General features: G+C 36.3%; 19 protein-coding genes, 1 pseudogene and 1 riboswitch. Of the genes and pseudogenes, 16 read left to right on the top strand and 4 right to left on the bottom strand.

Features of this window, described 5'->3' with window-relative positions; translation table 11 throughout:
• Positions 1 to 18: 18 nt before the first annotated feature.
• The 11 genes from J2S17_RS27055 (at position 19) to J2S17_RS27010 (ending at position 9,545) form a co-directional block, all read left to right on the top strand.
• Positions 19 to 756, top strand: a complete 738-nt coding sequence (locus tag J2S17_RS27055) for an ABC transporter permease (RefSeq protein WP_307480099.1) — start codon at positions 19 to 21, stop codon at positions 754 to 756.
• 112 nt (positions 757 to 868) lie between these two features.
• Entirely contained in the window at positions 869 to 1,357 is a 489-nt protein-coding gene (locus tag J2S17_RS27050) for a small multi-drug export protein (protein WP_307480096.1), read from the top strand.
• A gap of 113 nt (positions 1,358 to 1,470) precedes the next feature.
• A complete protein-coding gene (locus tag J2S17_RS27045; RefSeq protein ID WP_307480093.1) occupies positions 1,471 to 1,680 on the top strand; it encodes a DUF6440 family protein in 210 nt (69 codons plus the stop codon).
• Between the two features lie 186 nt (positions 1,681 to 1,866).
• Positions 1,867 to 2,271, top strand: coding sequence for a hypothetical protein (locus J2S17_RS27040; protein ID WP_307480090.1), 405 nt, complete (start codon positions 1,867 to 1,869; stop codon positions 2,269 to 2,271).
• On the top strand, positions 2,202 to 2,363 hold the full coding sequence (locus J2S17_RS29000) for a CPBP family glutamic-type intramembrane protease (RefSeq protein WP_370875137.1): 162 nt from the start codon (positions 2,202 to 2,204) through the stop codon (positions 2,361 to 2,363). The genes J2S17_RS27040 and J2S17_RS29000 overlap by 70 nt, the downstream gene beginning before the upstream one ends.
• A 552-nt stretch (positions 2,364 to 2,915) precedes the next feature.
• On the top strand, positions 2,916 to 3,176 hold the full coding sequence (locus tag J2S17_RS27035) for an HAD-IIIA family hydrolase (RefSeq protein ID WP_307480155.1): 261 nt from the start codon (positions 2,916 to 2,918) through the stop codon (positions 3,174 to 3,176).
• Positions 3,177 to 3,645: 469 nt separating this feature from the next.
• Positions 3,646 to 3,750, top strand: a riboswitch (SAM riboswitch).
• Between the two features lie 151 nt (positions 3,751 to 3,901).
• A complete protein-coding gene (locus tag J2S17_RS27030; protein ID WP_307480087.1) occupies positions 3,902 to 4,825 on the top strand; it encodes an ABC transporter permease in 924 nt (307 codons plus the stop codon).
• A 2-nt stretch (positions 4,826 to 4,827) separates the two neighbouring features.
• Positions 4,828 to 5,769: an ABC transporter permease gene (locus J2S17_RS27025; RefSeq protein ID WP_307480084.1), complete on the top strand. Its 942-nt coding sequence runs from the start codon at positions 4,828 to 4,830 to the stop codon at positions 5,767 to 5,769.
• A 21-nt stretch (positions 5,770 to 5,790) separates the two neighbouring features.
• Positions 5,791 to 6,798, top strand: coding sequence for an ABC transporter ATP-binding protein (locus J2S17_RS27020; protein WP_307480081.1), 1,008 nt, complete (start codon positions 5,791 to 5,793; stop codon positions 6,796 to 6,798).
• Positions 6,791 to 7,750: an ABC transporter ATP-binding protein gene (locus J2S17_RS27015; protein ID WP_307480078.1), complete on the top strand. Its 960-nt coding sequence runs from the start codon at positions 6,791 to 6,793 to the stop codon at positions 7,748 to 7,750. The genes J2S17_RS27020 and J2S17_RS27015 overlap by 8 nt, the downstream gene beginning before the upstream one ends.
• A gap of 169 nt (positions 7,751 to 7,919) precedes the next feature.
• The gene (locus J2S17_RS27010) at positions 7,920 to 9,545 is read left to right on the top strand and encodes a peptide ABC transporter substrate-binding protein (protein WP_307480152.1); all 1,626 of its coding nucleotides are present in this window, start codon (positions 7,920 to 7,922) and stop codon (positions 9,543 to 9,545) included.
• Positions 9,546 to 10,191: 646 nt separating this feature from the next.
• On the opposite strand, the pseudogene J2S17_RS27005 reads toward J2S17_RS27010, so the two are convergent.
• Positions 10,192 to 10,770, bottom strand: a pseudogene (locus J2S17_RS27005) (IS110 family transposase); the annotation flags it as partial.
• A gap of 200 nt (positions 10,771 to 10,970) precedes the next feature.
• Here J2S17_RS27005 and J2S17_RS27000 point away from each other — a divergent pair.
• Together J2S17_RS27000 and J2S17_RS26995 are read left to right on the top strand one after the other, a co-directional pair.
• A complete protein-coding gene (locus J2S17_RS27000; RefSeq protein ID WP_307480076.1) occupies positions 10,971 to 11,570 on the top strand; it encodes a TetR/AcrR family transcriptional regulator in 600 nt (199 codons plus the stop codon).
• A gap of 41 nt (positions 11,571 to 11,611) precedes the next feature.
• Complete coding sequence (locus J2S17_RS26995) at positions 11,612 to 12,496, top strand: DMT family transporter (protein WP_307480072.1); 885 nt, start codon at positions 11,612 to 11,614, stop codon at positions 12,494 to 12,496.
• 165 nt (positions 12,497 to 12,661) lie between these two features.
• On the opposite strand, the gene J2S17_RS26990 is transcribed toward J2S17_RS26995, so the two are convergent.
• The gene (locus J2S17_RS26990; protein ID WP_307480070.1) at positions 12,662 to 12,847 is read right to left on the bottom strand and encodes a nitronate monooxygenase; all 186 of its coding nucleotides are present in this window, start codon (positions 12,845 to 12,847) and stop codon (positions 12,662 to 12,664) included.
• A 75-nt stretch (positions 12,848 to 12,922) separates the two neighbouring features.
• Positions 12,923 to 13,729 carry a YbfB/YjiJ family MFS transporter gene (locus J2S17_RS26985; protein WP_307480067.1) on the bottom strand — a complete coding sequence of 269 codons (807 nt, stop codon included), beginning with the start codon at positions 13,727 to 13,729 and terminating at the stop codon, positions 12,923 to 12,925.
• A gap of 178 nt (positions 13,730 to 13,907) precedes the next feature.
• Between J2S17_RS26985 and J2S17_RS26980 the strand changes: the two genes are divergently transcribed.
• The 3 genes from J2S17_RS26980 to J2S17_RS26970 all read left to right on the top strand — a co-directional run bounded on the left by J2S17_RS26980 (position 13,908) and on the right by J2S17_RS26970 (position 15,534).
• Positions 13,908 to 14,390, top strand: a complete 483-nt coding sequence (locus tag J2S17_RS26980) for a DUF2975 domain-containing protein (RefSeq protein ID WP_307480065.1) — start codon at positions 13,908 to 13,910, stop codon at positions 14,388 to 14,390.
• A 10-nt stretch (positions 14,391 to 14,400) separates the two neighbouring features.
• Positions 14,401 to 14,622 (top strand): helix-turn-helix domain-containing protein, encoded by a 222-nt coding sequence (locus tag J2S17_RS26975; protein ID WP_307480062.1) that lies wholly within the window; start codon positions 14,401 to 14,403, stop codon positions 14,620 to 14,622.
• 120 nt (positions 14,623 to 14,742) lie between these two features.
• Positions 14,743 to 15,534: a DUF817 domain-containing protein gene (locus J2S17_RS26970; protein ID WP_307480150.1), complete on the top strand. Its 792-nt coding sequence runs from the start codon at positions 14,743 to 14,745 to the stop codon at positions 15,532 to 15,534.
• A 282-nt stretch (positions 15,535 to 15,816) separates the two neighbouring features.
• Here the strand turns inward: J2S17_RS26970 and J2S17_RS26965 are convergent, their stop codons facing one another.
• Positions 15,817 to 16,254, bottom strand: a complete 438-nt coding sequence (locus tag J2S17_RS26965) for a YfmQ family protein (protein ID WP_307480059.1) — start codon at positions 16,252 to 16,254, stop codon at positions 15,817 to 15,819.
• Between the last annotated feature and the right edge of the window lie 410 nt (positions 16,255 to 16,664).

The following is a 16,664-nucleotide window of genomic DNA, read 5'->3' as shown; positions in this document are numbered from 1 at the left end:
GAATACGAGGTATGAAGAATGAATCTAAGACTAATTCGTGTATTACTTTTAAAAGAAATAAAGGATTTAATTTGGAATGGACAAGTAGCTATTCTATTTGTAACTTCCATTTTAATGATTTTGGTATTTTTTACATTCAATCAATTAGAATTTAATCTTCCAGGACACAGTATTACGATGTTCAAGGGCATTCCTACTACATTAAGTTTTATCGTGTTATTAGTTACGATGTATGTACAAGGAAACTTGATGGTAGAAGAAAAGGAACAGAATACAGAAAGGCTATTGGGTCTCATTAAAGTTAAATATATAAATGTTTTTATATCTAAAGCGATAGTGACCTATATACTTTCATATCTATTATTCGTACTTGCAATGGTTATTCATGGCTATAGCTTCGAGAATTTTATCACAGCAAGTTTTTTTACTATTCCATTTTTCCTTATGTTTTTATTTTTAGGGACAATTATTGCAGAGGCTTCAAGTAATACGATTGAAGTAAGTTTATACGGTTGGCCGATATTTATTGTTTATTTTGTTATTGAAGGCTTAATTTATTCTTCAATTGAATCACGATTTTTTTACCTCTTCCCCAATTATCATATAGAGCGAGGTTTTTCTTTAATTGAACATGGTGAATTTTTAGCAGTATTTAATTACATTTATGTACCAATCATATGGATGTTTATAATCTTATTCTTTCTAAAGAAGAGAAGAAAAAATTCTAAAACAATACTTAATAGTGGTTTCAGTTAAACACTTTTCACCTCCACTTAATACAAATATACCTCCTTTCATGTATATAGAGATGATATCAAAGGTTATTTAAGTAATACTTATTGTAGACATTCATGAAAGGAGCATTCAGATGCTACAAGATATACAAGAGGTCTATATGAACTTAATACCAGGCTTGGAAGAAAATTTGTTTTTACAATTATTAAGCATCTTTATCCTTTCTTTAATCCCATTTTTTGAATCTTATGGGGCAATACCTATGGGTTTAATTTTAGGTTTTCCCTCCATACCAGTAATTTTGGTAGCAGCCCTTGGGAACTGGGTTTCTGTAATGGCATTTATATGGGTGATTAGCAAACTGCGTTCTAAAGTAAAAAGAAAGAAAAAAGATAAAGAACCGACTAAACGTTCTATAAAGGCACGACATTATTTTGAGAAGTATGGTGTGCCGGGAGTTTCCTTAGCCGGAATCTTATTAGCATTCCATATTGCAGCTGGTATTGCTCTAGCAGCAGGAGCAAACAGAAGTTACGTAAGTTTATGGATGACCATTTCTATTGCTCTATGGTCTGTTGTTGTTGGTGTTCTATTTATGTCTGGAATAAATCTCTTATCGTGAATCCTAATATTTCGGGGGATTTGATGAGATACTTTAATTTAATAACAACAATATTCCTCTCAACTTTACTTGTATTTTTGGCTACTGTTTTGTTGAGTATAGCTATTTGAAATATGGACTTTAAGGAGTGCATGTTTTTTAAAAAGAAAGACGTTCGTTTTTATGAAAAACATGTGGAGAACTTTTCACATGGTCTAATAACGATTTTGGTAGACGTTCAAACAGATGTTCACTATGTTCATTCTTGGATTACTTCAGGTGGAGGTGGAATTACACCTTTATTAGATGAAAATGGAGAAGTTATAGTAGAAAAACCCATTTGATATAGTGCCAACTGCTATTGAAAAAATAAACACATAAGATGAGGGATTAAAAAATTGGTTTCAGATAAAAAAAATTATCTAGCCATGAAACATTAAGACCTGGATATAATTGCTATTTCAGTAACGAACTTTATCGTAAATTCTATAGACCCTAACGAGGCTAAGTTTGGATTCAGCTTTGCTGCCTTGTCTGCTTTAGCCGGGGTGGGTGCTTTCTTAGCAGCATATTATATTAGGATTCGGTCGGGTAAAGTGTTCGGCTTACGTCGTGTTTCTTTGAAATGGTTACTAATGGGAGCCGGGCTGGGTGTTGTTGTCTACCTTCTTGGAAGAGTAGTTATCATTGTAATGTTTGTTTTAGGATATACAGGATTTGGCACACAAGATCCTTATGTTTCTGCAGCTGCAAATGGTATCTTTGGATTGATAATGCAGCTGTTGCTACTTGCAATAGCTACGCTAATTGGTGAGGAGCTAGCATTTCGAGGTGTCATTGCCAATGTTTTATTACGATATGGTCCTTGGATAGGTATACATCTAGTTCATTTATCTTTGCGACAGTTCACGGATTTATTGAAGTTTTTCCTATAGCCTTTTTAAATGGTCTTGCGGCAGGATTCTTATTTTATCGGACGAGCTCAATTTGGCCAGGAGTCATGGTTCACATATTAATAATGGTTTAGGTACACTTATTGCAGCCCTAGCGTTAAGTGTGGCTTAAGATATTAAATTTGATTATTGCATCTATATATACAACAACCTCATTAAATATATATTCTTCAACTAAAGGGTGCTTTCCTTAAATAAAGGGAAGTCTTTTTGTTACGTCGCTAAAGTGGCAGTTTAGTTTAATAATAAATATAGAGCCCTACAGTTCCTTATTCATATTCACGCTTTAGGATAGACATTATGTGTAAGGATTCATAGGTATCTCCATTTTTTAAGCAATCACGAAGTGTACGTTCTTTTTTAAAGCCAATTTTATTATACAAATGAATAGCTCGTTGGTTATTTTTCTTTACATCAAGCCATAACCTGTTGGTTTGTATTTCATTAAAAGTCTAGTCTACTATAAATTCTAAAGTTGCTTTACCGTAGCCTTTTCCTTTGCATTTATAATAATCCTTATAAATTCTATGTTTGAATTAGGGTTAGTAAGGCCAGACATGATAATGAATCCAATTCGGTTATTAGAGTTATCAAGAATAATTTTATAAAGAGTATCTTTATTAAACATCTCTTTAAAACTAAAAGGATTTGGGTTTGATGATGTATATGTATGTCCACACAATCTTAATGAGGGATGTTCTTGTAGAAAGCCTAATATAGGAATGTTAATCGAGGCTCAACAGAAATACCATTTAAATCTCGAGAAGTGTGTTGTAATTGGTGATCGTTGGAGCGATATTGTTGCAGCTAATAAAGTAGGAAGCATCAAAATATTGGTTAAGACTGGTGCTGGTGAATCATCCTCAATGAACACTTTGATTAATTAAATGATATAAAGATAGACTATATTGCTGATGATCTTGAGGATGCCATAAGCTGGCTATATTCCAATTTTACTTAAAGTAATTAATAGTAAAACTTAACTTCTGAAAAGGGGCGATACTTAATTATCAGTCTTGTCCTTTTATTATGGAACAATGGGGGCAGCATTCCTGTAATAACTGAAAATGAAAATTGAATAAAAAAAGACCTCTTGATAAGATGAACGTGTCCGAAGCTGGCCAGCTAAAAAGGACAAATACATCTAATCGGAGGCCTCTCATGAATTATAACCAAAATCATAAGCTTGCTCAAATTACACCTGAAACATTAGTTTTTGGAATTGATATCGATAATTTTCTGAATATTTATTCTTTGCAAAACCATTTGACATCGGATAATTAATAACTTATTATTGCTGTAGCTTGATAGTTCAATTAAGTAATTATTTTAGAATACTAATATGTAAATAGATTTTTCTTATCCAGAGAGGTGGAGGGAACTGGCCCAATGAAACCTCGGCAGCAGGCTTGTTTAGGAGCACTGTGCCAATTCCACCAAGCAATGCTTGGAAGATAAGATAGGTGTCAAGTTATTAACTTCTCAACTTATCTTTGTTGAGAAGTTTTTTTATTGTCTATAGGTAGTCTATTTCCATATTTATAGGAAGGATGAAGTATAAAACCAAGTAAACCTATATGTTTAATAAGAATAAAAGAGGAGTGATGTAGATATGTACTTTACTAGAAGGGTATTTTCAATGCTTGTTACACTATGGATCATTGTTACATTGACGTTCCTTATTATGCATTCTATTCCCGGAGATCCTTTTTCAACCGATGCTAAAGCTTTGCCGGAGGATGTATTAGAGAATATGCGAGAAAAGTATAATCTAGATAAACCGCTGCCGCTTCAATATGTACTTTATATAAAAAATCTTTTGTTACTCGATTTTGGACCTTCGATTCAGTCTAATCGAGATGTGAACACGATGATTGCTACCGGTTTTGGAGCATCTGCAATCCTTGGGTTACAATCTCTCGTACTTTCAATCATACTTGGTATCGGTTTAGGGGGATTAGCTGCTTTATATCATCATAGGTTTTTGGATTTTCTTTCGATGCTCATCGCTATCATTGGAATTTCTGTCCCAAGTTTTATTCTTGCTCCGCTGTTAATTAAATATGCCGCTGTGGAATGGGGACTTTTACCGGTAGCGTCGTGGGGTACATGGCAGCATACCATTTTACCTACAATTGCTTTAACAGTCGGTCCAGTTGCTATTATCGCAAGGTTTGTTAGGGCAAGCATGATCGAAGTTTTAAATCAGAATTATATTCGTACTGCCGAGGCAAAGGGGTTATCTGATTTCCAAGTTGTTTTGAGACACGGTTTACGTAATGGACTCATTCCTGTTATAACGTTCATTGGTCCACTGTTTGCCTCGCTAATAACGGGTACTTTTGTAATAGAAAAAATATTCGCGATTCCCGGTATAGGAAAATATTTTGTCGACAGCATCTTTAATCGTGATTATCCGGTCATCCTAGGAACGACCATTTTCTATAGCATTATTCTCATCATCACCTTGTTTTTAATAGATTTATCGTATCGTTTCATAGATCCAAGAATTAAATTATCGAGTAGGGAGGACTAACAATGGAAAGAAATACTGCTCCTGCCGACGAGCTTTTCAAACCGATAGAGTCTAATAGATTTTTTAAAAAACCAAAACCAAGTATACCGATGTGGAAAGAATCTATTATTAATATTACTAAAAATAAATTGGCGCTGGTCGGCTTCCTGCTGCTCCTGTTGATTTTAATACTTGCACTTGTCGGTCCAAAGCTTGTGCCATTCACACCAAATGAACAAGCGTTAACAAATGCCAACCTTGCTCCCTCGAGTACGCATTGGTTTGGCACAGATGATCTAGGCCGGGATGTGTGGGCAAGAACTTGGTCAGGAGCAAGGATCTCTTTATTGATTGGTTTTGCTGCTGCAGCGATTGATTTAGTTATTGGCGTCATGGTAGGCGGGATTTCTGGCTATATGGCGGGCAGAGGAAAGCTTGGGGATTCAATTGATAGAGGGCTGATGAGAATCGTCGAAGTTTTATACGGAATCCCATATTTATTAGTTGTTATTCTACTTCTGGTAGTTATGAAACCCGGAATTTTAACGATGATTGTGGCGTTATCGATTACCGGCTGGGTAGGTATGGCGCGAATTGTGAGAGGACAGGTTCTGCAAATTAAACAGCAGGAATTCGTATTGGCTGCCCGGAAGCTAGGCTCTTCTCATACGAAAATTATTGCGAAACATCTTTTGCCGAATGCGATGGGTGTCATCATTGTCACCTTAACGTTTACAATCCCTCAAGCCATTTTTGCTGAATCCTTTCTAAGTTTTCTTGGTTTAGGTGTGCAGTCGCCGGTCGCAAGTTGGGGGACGATGGCGAATGATGCATTAGGAGTCATCTTGAGCGGCCAATGGTGGAGGCTATTTTTCCCGGCAGTTTTGATTTCTTTGACCATGTTTGCCTTTAATGCATTAGGTGATGGTTTGCAGGAATCGTTAGATCCGCAATCAAAAAAATAACAGAAAGGAGTGCAGGTTAACATGAGTGCTTTGTTGGAAGTGAATAATTTAGAAGTGTTTTTCTCTGTTTATGGAGGAAGTGTTCAAGCTGTGAGAGGTGCGGCATTTCATGTAAATAAAGGGGAAACATTGGCGCTCGTCGGGGAGAGTGGCAGTGGGAAAAGCGTTACAGCTCAATCGATTATTGGCGCAATGTCTCATAAAAGGGGAACTAAGTTAAATGGTTCCATCCTGTTTAAAGGCAAAGATGTACTCAAAATGAAAAAAAGGCAGCTTTATGAAATTAGAGGCTCAGAGATTGGGTTTGTTTTTCAAGATCCGATGACATCACTAAATCCTACGATGACTATTGGCAAACAAATCGAGGAAGGTGTCACGCTCCATCAGCAATTATCAAAAAAAGAAGTAAAGAAAACAGCAATAGAGCTCATTCGCCTTGTCGGCATCCCAGATGCGGAACAACGCTACCATCAGTATCCTCACGAATTCAGCGGCGGCATGCGGCAAAGAGTGATAATTGCGATTGCCTTGGCTTGTAAGCCTGAACTTATTATTGCGGATGAGCCAACAACAGCGCTCGATGTAACGATTCAAGCACAAATTCTAGATTTGCTGCGAGATATTCAGACAAAAAACAGTACCGCAATTCTATTAATTACCCACGATTTAGGGGTAGTCGCTGAAAGTGCTCAAAGAGTAGCAGTCATGTATGCAGGTATGATTGTGGAAACAGGAACCGTAGAGGAAATATTTGATTCTCCAAAGCACCCTTACACTTGGGGTCTATTAAACTCAGTGCCACGACTAGAGAGAAATGAGCGTTTGACACCGATTGAGGGTTCACCGCCTGATTTGTTTGAACCACCACGCGGCTGCCCGTTTGTTGAAAGGTGCAAGTATGCAATGGAGGTATGTGTGCAGCACCTTCCGCCAAGTACTGCTATTTCAGGCGATCACCGTGTGCTTTGCTGGCTGTTGGATGAGCGGGCGAACCGAGACATTGGGGAAAGGGGGGAACAAATTGTCTGAGGATATCTTGCAAATAAAAGAAGTAAAGAAGTTTTTTTCACATAGCTCAGGTGTAAGTGTGAAATCAGTGGATGGTATTAGTTTTTCGATCAAAAGGGGAGAAACGCTTGGTCTAGTAGGGGAGAGTGGAAGCGGAAAATCCACGCTCGGCCGTACGATAGTCGGCTTATATGAGCAGACGGAAGGCAAAATTATTTTTGAAGGGAGGGATGTGTCACAGTTAACGAACCAAGAAAAACGAGATGTTAATCGAAAAATGCAAATGATTTTTCAAGATCCCCATGCTTCCTTAAATCCCCGTATGCGTGTAGAGGATATTATCTCTGAAGGAATGGATGGATATGGGTTCTTATCAGGGAAAAAAAGAAAAGAAAGAGTAGGAGAATTGCTGGAAAAGGTGGGGCTTAGAAGTGAGCACGGAAGGCGGTTTCCTCATGAATTCAGCGGAGGCCAGAGGCAAAGAATTGGTATTGCGAGGGCACTGGCTGTAAAACCTTCCTTCATCGTAGCAGATGAACCGATTTCGGCACTTGATGTCTCTATCCAAGCGCAGGTAGTAAACCTTCTAGAAGACTTACAAAAGGAAGAAGGATTAACATACCTATTCATTGCTCATGATCTGGCCATGGTGAAGCATATAAGCGACAGGATTGGCGTTATGTATTTAGGAAAGCTAATGGAACTGACGGACAGTGAAACTATCTTTACTAAACCGCTTCATCCATATACACAAGCATTGCTTTCCTCCGTTCCTGTCACCCATCCAAATCAAAAAGGACAGCGAGAAAGGACAGTGTTGGGAGGAGATCCTCCAAGCCCGCTTCATCCACCCACTGGCTGCCCTTTCAGCACTAGATGTCCGGTGGCTACAGCAGAATGCAGGGATACACCACCAGAATGGAGAGAGCACTCACCCGGGCACTGGGTTGCTTGCCATTTAAACAATCTTTAATAAATATTAAAAGATGAGAGAAGTAGACGATGGATAATCGCCTGCAAGATGTCCATAAAGATAAAACTTGTTTGACTTATTATAAAGGAAAGATAAAGTAACAACCTAAATGGAATTTTACTTGTACAATCTAACAAAAATATACGGAGGTACTTTTGTGAAAAATCAATTGAAAAATCTTCACCTTAGCTTAACGGCAATACTATTTTTAGTCCTGACTGTTTTGGCAGGATGTGCACCTGATAAAAATAATTCATCCGATGATACACCAAAAGAGAATGTGTCTCAAGAAATCACTACAAATTTAGGTGGAGAGCCATATACATTAGATCCAGCATTTGCATCTGATACAACCTCTTTCTGGGTAATCCAGCATTTATATGAAGGTTTATTAGAGTACGATAAAGATGGTCAGCTTGTAGAAGGAGCTGCGAGTAAGATTGATGTTTCTGAAGATGGAAAGATCTACACGTTTACAATCAAAGAAGGACTAAAATGGTCGAACGGTGATGCCATCACAGCTAAAGATTTTGAATATGCTTGGAAAAGAGTACTGAACCCTGAAACGGCAGCATACAGCCCAACTTCTTTCTATTATATAAAAGGAGCAGAAAATTATAATACGGGTAATGGAGCAGTGGAGGAAGTTGGAATTACTGCACCGGACGATCTGACTTTAGTCGTAGAATTATCGTCTCCGACAGCCTTTTTCAAACAGCTTTTGGCACGTGCTGAATTTTTACCTGTAAATCAATCGGTAGTGGAAGCAAAAGAAAATTGGGCCGGTGAAGCGGATTCGATCGTTACAAATGGTGCTTATATTTTAGACAGCTGGAAGCATGATCAACAAATTGTTTTAGTTAAAAATGAAAACTACTGGAACAACGAAGCAATTTCAATGGAGAAAATTAACTTTGAAATGGTTGCAGATGCTACAACTTACTATCAAATGTTCAAAACAGGAGAACTTGATTTAATTAATTCGTTACCATTGGATTCAATTGAACAAGAAAAGAACAATAATGAATATGTATCATCACCATCTTTTAGTGTTTATACATTTTCCTTCAATGTAGAGGAGAAGCCATTCACAAACAAAAAAATTAGACAAGCACTATCTTATGCCATTGATCGCGAAGCAATTGTCAATAATATTACGAAAGCAGGAGAGGCATCCGCATTTGGTTATGTTCCATTCGGATTTATCACACCGAACAACGAAGATTTCCGTAATCAATCGGAGAAATATTATGAATTTAATCCAGAGAGAGCAAAACAATTGCTAGAAGAAGGTTTAAAGGAAGAAGGTTGGAGTGAACTTCCTACAGTAACATTTAAATATAACACAGCTGACAACCACAAAAAAATTGCTGAAGCAGTACAAGAAATGATCAAGCAAAACTTAGGTGTCAATGTCAATTTGGAAAATCAAGAATGGAAAACTTATATCGATACATTCAAACAAAAGAACTTCCAAGTTGCAAGAATGGGATGGGGCGGAGAATTCTTAGATCCGCTAGGAGTACTAAGCCATTATACAACAACCAATTCCAGCAACTTTACAAACTGGAGCAATGCAGAATATGATCAATTAATTGAAGCTTCTAATCCAGAACAGGATCCGGCAAAAAGAATAGAGCTACTACAGAAAGCTGAAGCTATACTTATGGAAGAGCTTCCTATTATTCCAATCCTCTTCTCTGCCCAGAATGCTCTAGTAAGTGAAAAAATTGAAGGTATTCGTTTTGATGTTTTGCGAAACCCTGATCTACGTTTTGCTAAAAGAGTAGAATAGCATTAATGTTAAGATCCACATAACCATTTTAAGCGAGATTTGTTAAAGAACCAGTGTTTAATTCTGGTTCTTTTTCTTATTTATGTTTACGGAAATTACTACTGAAACAGAATCACTGGCTCTCAATTCTCGGTTGTCTTTTTGACAATTATAATATTCACTAAGATTATTAAGATTCATATATTGAAGCAGCTAATTAAGGATTTTACGATTTCAATAACTACAAACAAAAAATTAAAGAAGAAAAAAAATAGCCAGTAGTGATTCATCCATTATTGAAGATTTTCTAGCGGAAGACCCTGGCAAGGGTTCGGTACAGCACTTGCTTTGCTCTTCCTTGACTGAACCTTTCCTGAGGAAAAAATAACACCAGAATGAATTACTTTAAAAAAGTGTATTAATCGTCCTGTGCAGAGATAATAAAGTTGTTTACTTTACAATAAAGTCCTTTAATAAGTTTGTTTAATTCTTATAGAACTCCCTCAGTTAATTAAGTATTTCTTACGAATGCTCGCTTATTCGCAGGATTTCATTCCACTGGGTAGAGTAAGAATTAGTGAATAGAAGGGGATTTGACCGTTTGGGCAATATGAAGGCAGATGGAAACAAAGGATTTACCTAAATCCCTTAATATTCCTTATAAAGCACGAATCACCGATTTCCATCCTTTAACGATATCTTGAGGCTGTAAGGAACGTAGTTCAACTGGAGTAGGAAATAGACGAAGGGTTGCGATAGCTCCCTTCGCTGTAACATCTTTGAAGACTTGACGTAGTTCAGGGAAGACGATCTCTACCCAGCGATTTAGTTGGTTGATTGAGCTGACAAGACGTTTAACAACCATGTCTCTGTTAGACATAAGGACTCGAAGTTTTTCTATGGATTCGCGGCTATGATGAATGAATGTATAATAGCCATTTTTCATCATATCAGCGATGACGTGAGCGTCCTTTTTATCACTCTTAGATTGGATATTATCTCGGTTCTCTTTATTCCTTTTAACAAGGTGCGGATTTACGGTAACAACATCAACGTTTTGTTCAAATAACCATTTTGATAGATTCAATCAGTAATGACCGGTAGGTTCCATGCACACGATGGCTTTGTCTAAATGGTTTATTCGTTTAAGTTCTTTGATCCAACTTAGTAATTTAGTAAATCCCTCATCGTTATTTTCAAAGGTTAGAGGATGACCGACCACAATTCCTCGATAGTTAACAGCTCTGGTTTGTGTGTACTCTCATCATACTGAGGGGCTCTGTTTTTTTCAAAGCCGATATTTAATGCTCTGCAGGAATGCTAACGGGGCAAGTTAGTTGAAGAGTATTCTAAAATCATAAAATAGTTGACTAAAATTAATCATGATTATAATATAGGGATATCTAAAACGGACAAATTGTCCGGTAGTTGTTCGGAGGGAGAAAATTGAGTGAAAAACCAGAAAAAAAACCTAGAAAAGAGATTACAAAAAGAAAAGTTTTAAACGCTGCTAAGGAGCTATTTATTCAAAAAGGTGTCGAAAGCGTAAATATGCATCAAATTGCTCTAACTGCAAAAGTAGGCCAAGCTAGTTTATATAGACAATATAATAAACTCAGTGATATTTGTGCAGATATAGTACGTGAAGAATGTCAGGTATTAATTGATGATACTCAATATTATCTAAGTAATACTAATGAGAACCTTTCATCATTAGATAAACTATATCAAGTCCTTATAAAGTTTGTATCTTATCTAGAGTTTAGAGTTGATTGGATATGTGAAGTTACAAGGGCATCTACAAACTATCGTCCCATTCAATCCCCTCTTTATCAATGGATGCGGAAAATATGTACTGAATTATTGTTAGAAGCTGTTGAAAAGGGTGAAATTACTGATGTTGATGTTCCGTTTACAGTTGAAGCAATCTTAGGAACATTAAATAACGTGGATGAACAACTACTTCATCAAGGCTATACCATAAAGAGAATATTAGAAGGTATAGAGAATATCTATTTTAATGGGTTGCGAAAAAGCACGAATTAAAAGGATAACAAAGATATATTTTAACTAGTTGGAGGGGAAATATGAAAAAATCTGGAATTCTTCTTTTAATTTCAGTCATCGCAATATCTTTTGCGGCAATCTTTGTTAAATGGTCGGACGCACCGTCTACAATATTAAGTATGTATCGAATGTATTTAGCCTGTGTATTATTATTACCTATGGTATATATAAATAGAAACCAATTTTTAAAGCTATCCAAAAAGGATTGGTTACTTTTATTTATTGCTGGTGTTTTTTTAGCATTACATTTTGCTTTATGGTTTGGCTCCTTGAAACTGACGACTGTAGCTAGCTCAACAATTATTCTTTGTTTACAGCCAATTATAGCTTTATTAGGAGGATTTTTAATCTACAAAGAAAGAACCAATTTTTCAACTATCCTTGCTATCGGAATTTCTATCATCGGTGTAGTTATGGTAGGGTGGGGTGATTTCGGACATAGTAATAAATCAGTCATTATAGGAGACATATTATCTTTCTTAAGTGTTATAGCAATTGTGGGTTATTTATTAATTGGACAAAATAACGTAAAACGTATTTCTCATTGGGTATATAGTTTCTGCGTTTTCTTATTTGCAGCGATCTCATTAAATATCTATAATCTAATTTTAGATTTTCCTATTATTGGGTATGATTCGAAAGAGTGGGGTATCTTTATATTATTAGCAATTTTCCCTACTATTGCGCACGTTATTTATAATTTTTTATTGAATTATGTAAACACAACAACTATATCTATGAGTATCTTAGGTGAGCCAATTGGAGCAACCATTTTAGCAGTAATTCTTTTAGGTGAATCTATTATCACCTTACAAATTGTTGGTGGATTTTTTGTCCTGATAGGTGTTTTTTTATTTTTAATTCAGCAAAATAAAATTAATTCCAAAAATCATGAGAGCTTGTGAAATGATGTACTTAAGTTATAGGGTGCTTTACTTCAATAAGAGGGTTGCTTTGGCAGCTCTTTTTCTTTTGGAACTATCTGGGCAGGTTAGTTTAACAGGAAGTATCAACAAAACTTGGAAGAAGTTTGGCACGAATAGATTGATGCCAAAAGGGGTTGACATTAACTACTTGATTTCTCTAATCTGCTCTCTTGATTGTATTGGTGTCTGATAGCCTGCTCCAATCATTCCAAGTCCCCTGCATTGGGATACCTCGGCTACTAAATTCGAAGTGGTGATCCCGCCAGCCATAGGAGCTTGTATAATAGGATTCTTAATCTTCAAATGCTTCATCATTTCATTATTTAACATCAATTACTCCCCCAATTTTGTATTTTAATCCTAATTAATTCTCTTCAATTTTTTTGTATTGGATGGTTGAATTTCTTATATTAGGGTTGTTCTCGAAATGAATCCACTTAAAAGCAAAATTGCCCCAAAGAAGACAACACATGCTGCGCCAATAAAAGCAGCATTAAAATCATGTGTGAATGATGATAAGACTCCAGCAAGGGTTGGTCCTATCAACTGTCCTATAGCATAAATAGCAGAAAGAATACCAATAGTCCGACTGCTATCAGATGGATTCATTTCTCGTCCCAATGTTGTAGCCAGGGTGGTGATACCCATAAAGGTGGCTCCAAATAATAAAGCACTTATGACAAAACTAGTTTTTGACATCCAAAAGGCTGGCATCGCAATACCCAAGGATTGCAGAGCCATTGCAAGCACTAGAGATTTAATGAATCCCCATTTTTTAGCTAGTAAGGACCAGATGAGACAGGATGGAATCGCAGCCAATCCCACCATCATCCAAACTAAGGTAGCACCATTATGAAAGTATGAGGTCTTTTCAGCGATAGATACGATAAACGTTCCTGTAACAATGTAACCCAATCCTTCTAAACCATACGCAATAATCAACCATATAAGCCATTTAGTGGGGGGCACTTTTACAATAATATCTTGTTTATTTTTCTTCTTAACAACGTTTGGGGTTTCATCGAGCCAGATCCATACAAAGATAGCAAGGATTCCACTCACAACAGCTAGTCCTATCCATGTTCCTTCCCACCGAAATAAATGGTTTAAACTCGGAATCATTAGACTGGATAAAAAGATTCCCAAACCTACTCCCCCATAAAACAACCCCGACCAACTGGTTTTTCTTATAGTTGCAAGTTTATCTAACACGATACCAGAGGCTAAGGCCTTGTAGTAGTAGGATATTAAAAGCTTTTTATTTTTGTCTGAAAATTAATAGCATATGTTTGTAACAATAACAATATAATTAAATTCGATAATAATTTATTGTAAAACGATAAATTATGTATTAAAATCAGATTGACAATAAATATGTGAGGTGCATTTTATGAAACAAGTGTCAACGCTCTTTTTAAAGATAGCTGTTATTCTTATTGGAATTCCGATTCTTGCTTTGTGCATCTTTTTGGTGCCTGAGATTGCGAAGTATGCAGCAGAATTGTATCCAAATATTGCTTATATAAAATATCTCGTTTTAATCTTTTTTTATGTAACGACGATCCCTTTTTACTTTGCTCTGTATCAAGCGTTTAAACTTTTAAGCTATATTGACAAGAACAAAGCGTTCTCAGAGCTATCTGTAAGAGCTATAAAAAATATAAAATACTGTGCAATCACAATCAGTATTTTGTATGTGGTAGGCATGCCACTGTTTTATCTCATGGCAGAGAGAGACGATGCCCCAGGTATCATATTAATCGGATTGGTCTTTATTTTTGCTTCAATGGTGATTGCAGTCTTTGCGGCTGTTCTGCAAAAGCTATTAAAAAATGCCATAGATATAAAATCAGAAAATGATTTAACGGTCTGAGGTGAATAAAATGGCAATTATAATCAATGTTGATGTGATGCTAGCTAAAAGGAAAATGAGCGTAACAGAACTTTCGGAGAGGGTTGGAATAACAATGGCTAACCTTTCTATATTGAAAAATGGAAAGGCAAAGGCGATTCGATTATCAACCTTAGAAGCGATTTGTAAGGCTTTAGAATGTCAGCCCGGAGATATTTTAGAATATCGAAATGATGAAGATACACAAGATTAATAAAGTAAGAATATTTAACATTGAAAGGAGAAGAAAGATATCTTTTTTCCATTATTTCAATGAAGCAAATACATAAAAGGGGAGCTACTCGTGGATTTAACCATTCAAAAAAGCAGGCATATGAGAGCACTAAAACAACTCACTCGTTTTGGTTGGGAGCAGGCACTATCATGTTTGTTTCCTGTCGTTATTTTTGCCTCTTTGGCTTTTACACAGATCGTGCCGCTTCCCTTCCTACCAAGGTATGACTGGCTGCTTATCATCTGCCTTCTGATGCAGTGGTGGATGGTGCGTTCTGGGCTTGAAACACGGGATGAACTAAAGGTTATTACATTGTTCCATGTTATTGGACTTGCACTTGAACTTTTCAAGGTACATATGGGATCCTGGTCTTATCCAGATGAAGGATATTTCAAACTTTTTGGAGTGCCTTTGTATAGCGGATTCATGTACGCAAGTGTAGCAAGTTTTCTTTGTCAGGCGTGGAGGAGGTTGAAGGTTGAACTGATTAAGTGGCCGCCGTTTTTGGTAGTTGTACCTCTTGCAGCTGCGATTTATTTGAATTTCTTCACCCACCATTATTGGATTGACGTTCGTTGGTGGTTATCGGGACTTGTCATTATCGTCTTTTGGCAATCATGGGTCACATACGAAGTTGATGGAACTCGTTACCGTATGCCACTCGCACTTTCTTTTGTGCTCATTGGATTTTTCATATGGATTGCCGAGAATATCGCAACGTTCTTTGGAGCTTGGGAATATCCAAACCAAACCGATGCATGGAGCCTCGTTCATCTAGGAAAGGTGAGTTCATGGCTTTTATTAGTGATTGTTAGCTTTCTTATAGTAGCAACTTTAAAGCAGGTTAAGGGGAAAAATTCGTCCAGGATAGATACTAGTCAATTTTTATAACTGTTAAGAACCCTAGAGTTTCCCCACCATCATCTCCATATTCTTCCTATATAAAACAAGTAATCCCCTTGGTTTAAGAACCGGGGATTGTTGTTTTATATTATTGATTGGAGTTCTCACGTCTTTATACTAAACTTGTACTTCCCTCAACAAACTTATCTTAAAATTTCATATAGGTCCGAGACAATAATTTAGATTTAGCCATTTTAACATATATACATTACATACAATGTGACCGACTTATGGAAATATAGGCTATAAAATTGTAAATCAAGCCTGATCTTATATTACATTAATAAATTCCTTAGTATGTAGATAATCACAACTAAGGCTATAAGAAACAACTTTCTTCTTGGACTGCTTGACTACATCAACGTGATCATCGTAACTATACACATAGATATTAACATCTTTTTTGCCTCTTTTTACTTTGATAACAACTGGAGTAACATTAGTCTCTGGATATAGAAATAATTTTTCATTGCCTGGAAATATATACTTTCTTTTTAAAAACGTAGCTTCATTAAAATAGTCAGTAAATCTATTTTTTTCTTCCTCTTCTAAGAGCTTTCCATTATATGTTATAGTAACATCTTTTGAATTAAGTTTTGGATGAAGTGCAAATTTACTTAAAACCCATTCCACAACTGCACTTGGAGGGCTCATTGCCATTTTAATAATAACTCCAATCGCTAACCAAATAGCAAAAGTCCATGTCATTTCATCTCAACTCCTTAAGTAATAATCTACTAATTAACCTGTAAAGATTATACCAAAATTATAAGGTGATTTTTCATTTAACGAACCATCCAATTTACTAGTATTTTAACCACCCACTTATTTTACAGAACCTCCCCTTCTCCCATCCAGACTATACTGTCGGTCTTGGAATCACAGAAATCCTGCCTACCAAAAGAGTTGTACTTTTACCGCCAATCGAGAAATTCACTTTGTCCGAAGATACTAATTTACCAACTGAAACTAAATCAGCGACTTTTCGATTATATCAGCGAAAATGTGATTATATCGGCAATGTTCTTTTACAGCTAAAAACTCGCTACTTTCTATAAATATGCCCGCTTTTTTTTTGTTAAAATCGCATACTAATTTACCAACTGAAACTAAATCAG

Origin of the sequence: Cytobacillus purgationiresistens (assembly GCF_030813235.1) — a bacterium.
Taxonomy (GTDB): domain Bacteria; phylum Bacillota; class Bacilli; order Bacillales; family Cytobacillaceae; genus Cytobacillus; species Cytobacillus purgationiresistens.
Note: the sequence above shows the minus strand (reverse complement) of the source record. Positions and strands in the feature narration are given on the sequence as shown.

Coding starts and splice junctions, on each gene's coding strand:
- J2S17_RS27045 (WP_307480093.1), top strand. CDS start 1,471: ATGGACTTTAAGGAGTGCATGTTTTTTAAAAAGAAAGACGTTCGTTTT.
- J2S17_RS27020 (WP_307480081.1), top strand. CDS start 5,791: ATGAGTGCTTTGTTGGAAGTGAATAATTTAGAAGTGTTTTTCTCTGTT.
- J2S17_RS27050 (WP_307480096.1), top strand. CDS start 869: ATGCTACAAGATATACAAGAGGTCTATATGAACTTAATACCAGGCTTG.
- J2S17_RS27025 (WP_307480084.1), top strand. CDS start 4,828: ATGGAAAGAAATACTGCTCCTGCCGACGAGCTTTTCAAACCGATAGAG.
- J2S17_RS27030 (WP_307480087.1), top strand. CDS start 3,902: ATGTACTTTACTAGAAGGGTATTTTCAATGCTTGTTACACTATGGATC.
- J2S17_RS26970 (WP_307480150.1), top strand. CDS start 14,743: ATGAGAGCACTAAAACAACTCACTCGTTTTGGTTGGGAGCAGGCACTA.
- J2S17_RS27055 (WP_307480099.1), top strand. CDS start 19: ATGAATCTAAGACTAATTCGTGTATTACTTTTAAAAGAAATAAAGGAT.
- J2S17_RS26995 (WP_307480072.1), top strand. CDS start 11,612: ATGAAAAAATCTGGAATTCTTCTTTTAATTTCAGTCATCGCAATATCT.
- J2S17_RS26980 (WP_307480065.1), top strand. CDS start 13,908: ATGAAACAAGTGTCAACGCTCTTTTTAAAGATAGCTGTTATTCTTATT.
- J2S17_RS26975 (WP_307480062.1), top strand. CDS start 14,401: ATGGCAATTATAATCAATGTTGATGTGATGCTAGCTAAAAGGAAAATG.
- J2S17_RS26965 (WP_307480059.1), bottom strand. CDS start 16,254: ATGACATGGACTTTTGCTATTTGGTTAGCGATTGGAGTTATTATTAAA.
- J2S17_RS26990 (WP_307480070.1), bottom strand. CDS start 12,847: ATGTTAAATAATGAAATGATGAAGCATTTGAAGATTAAGAATCCTATT.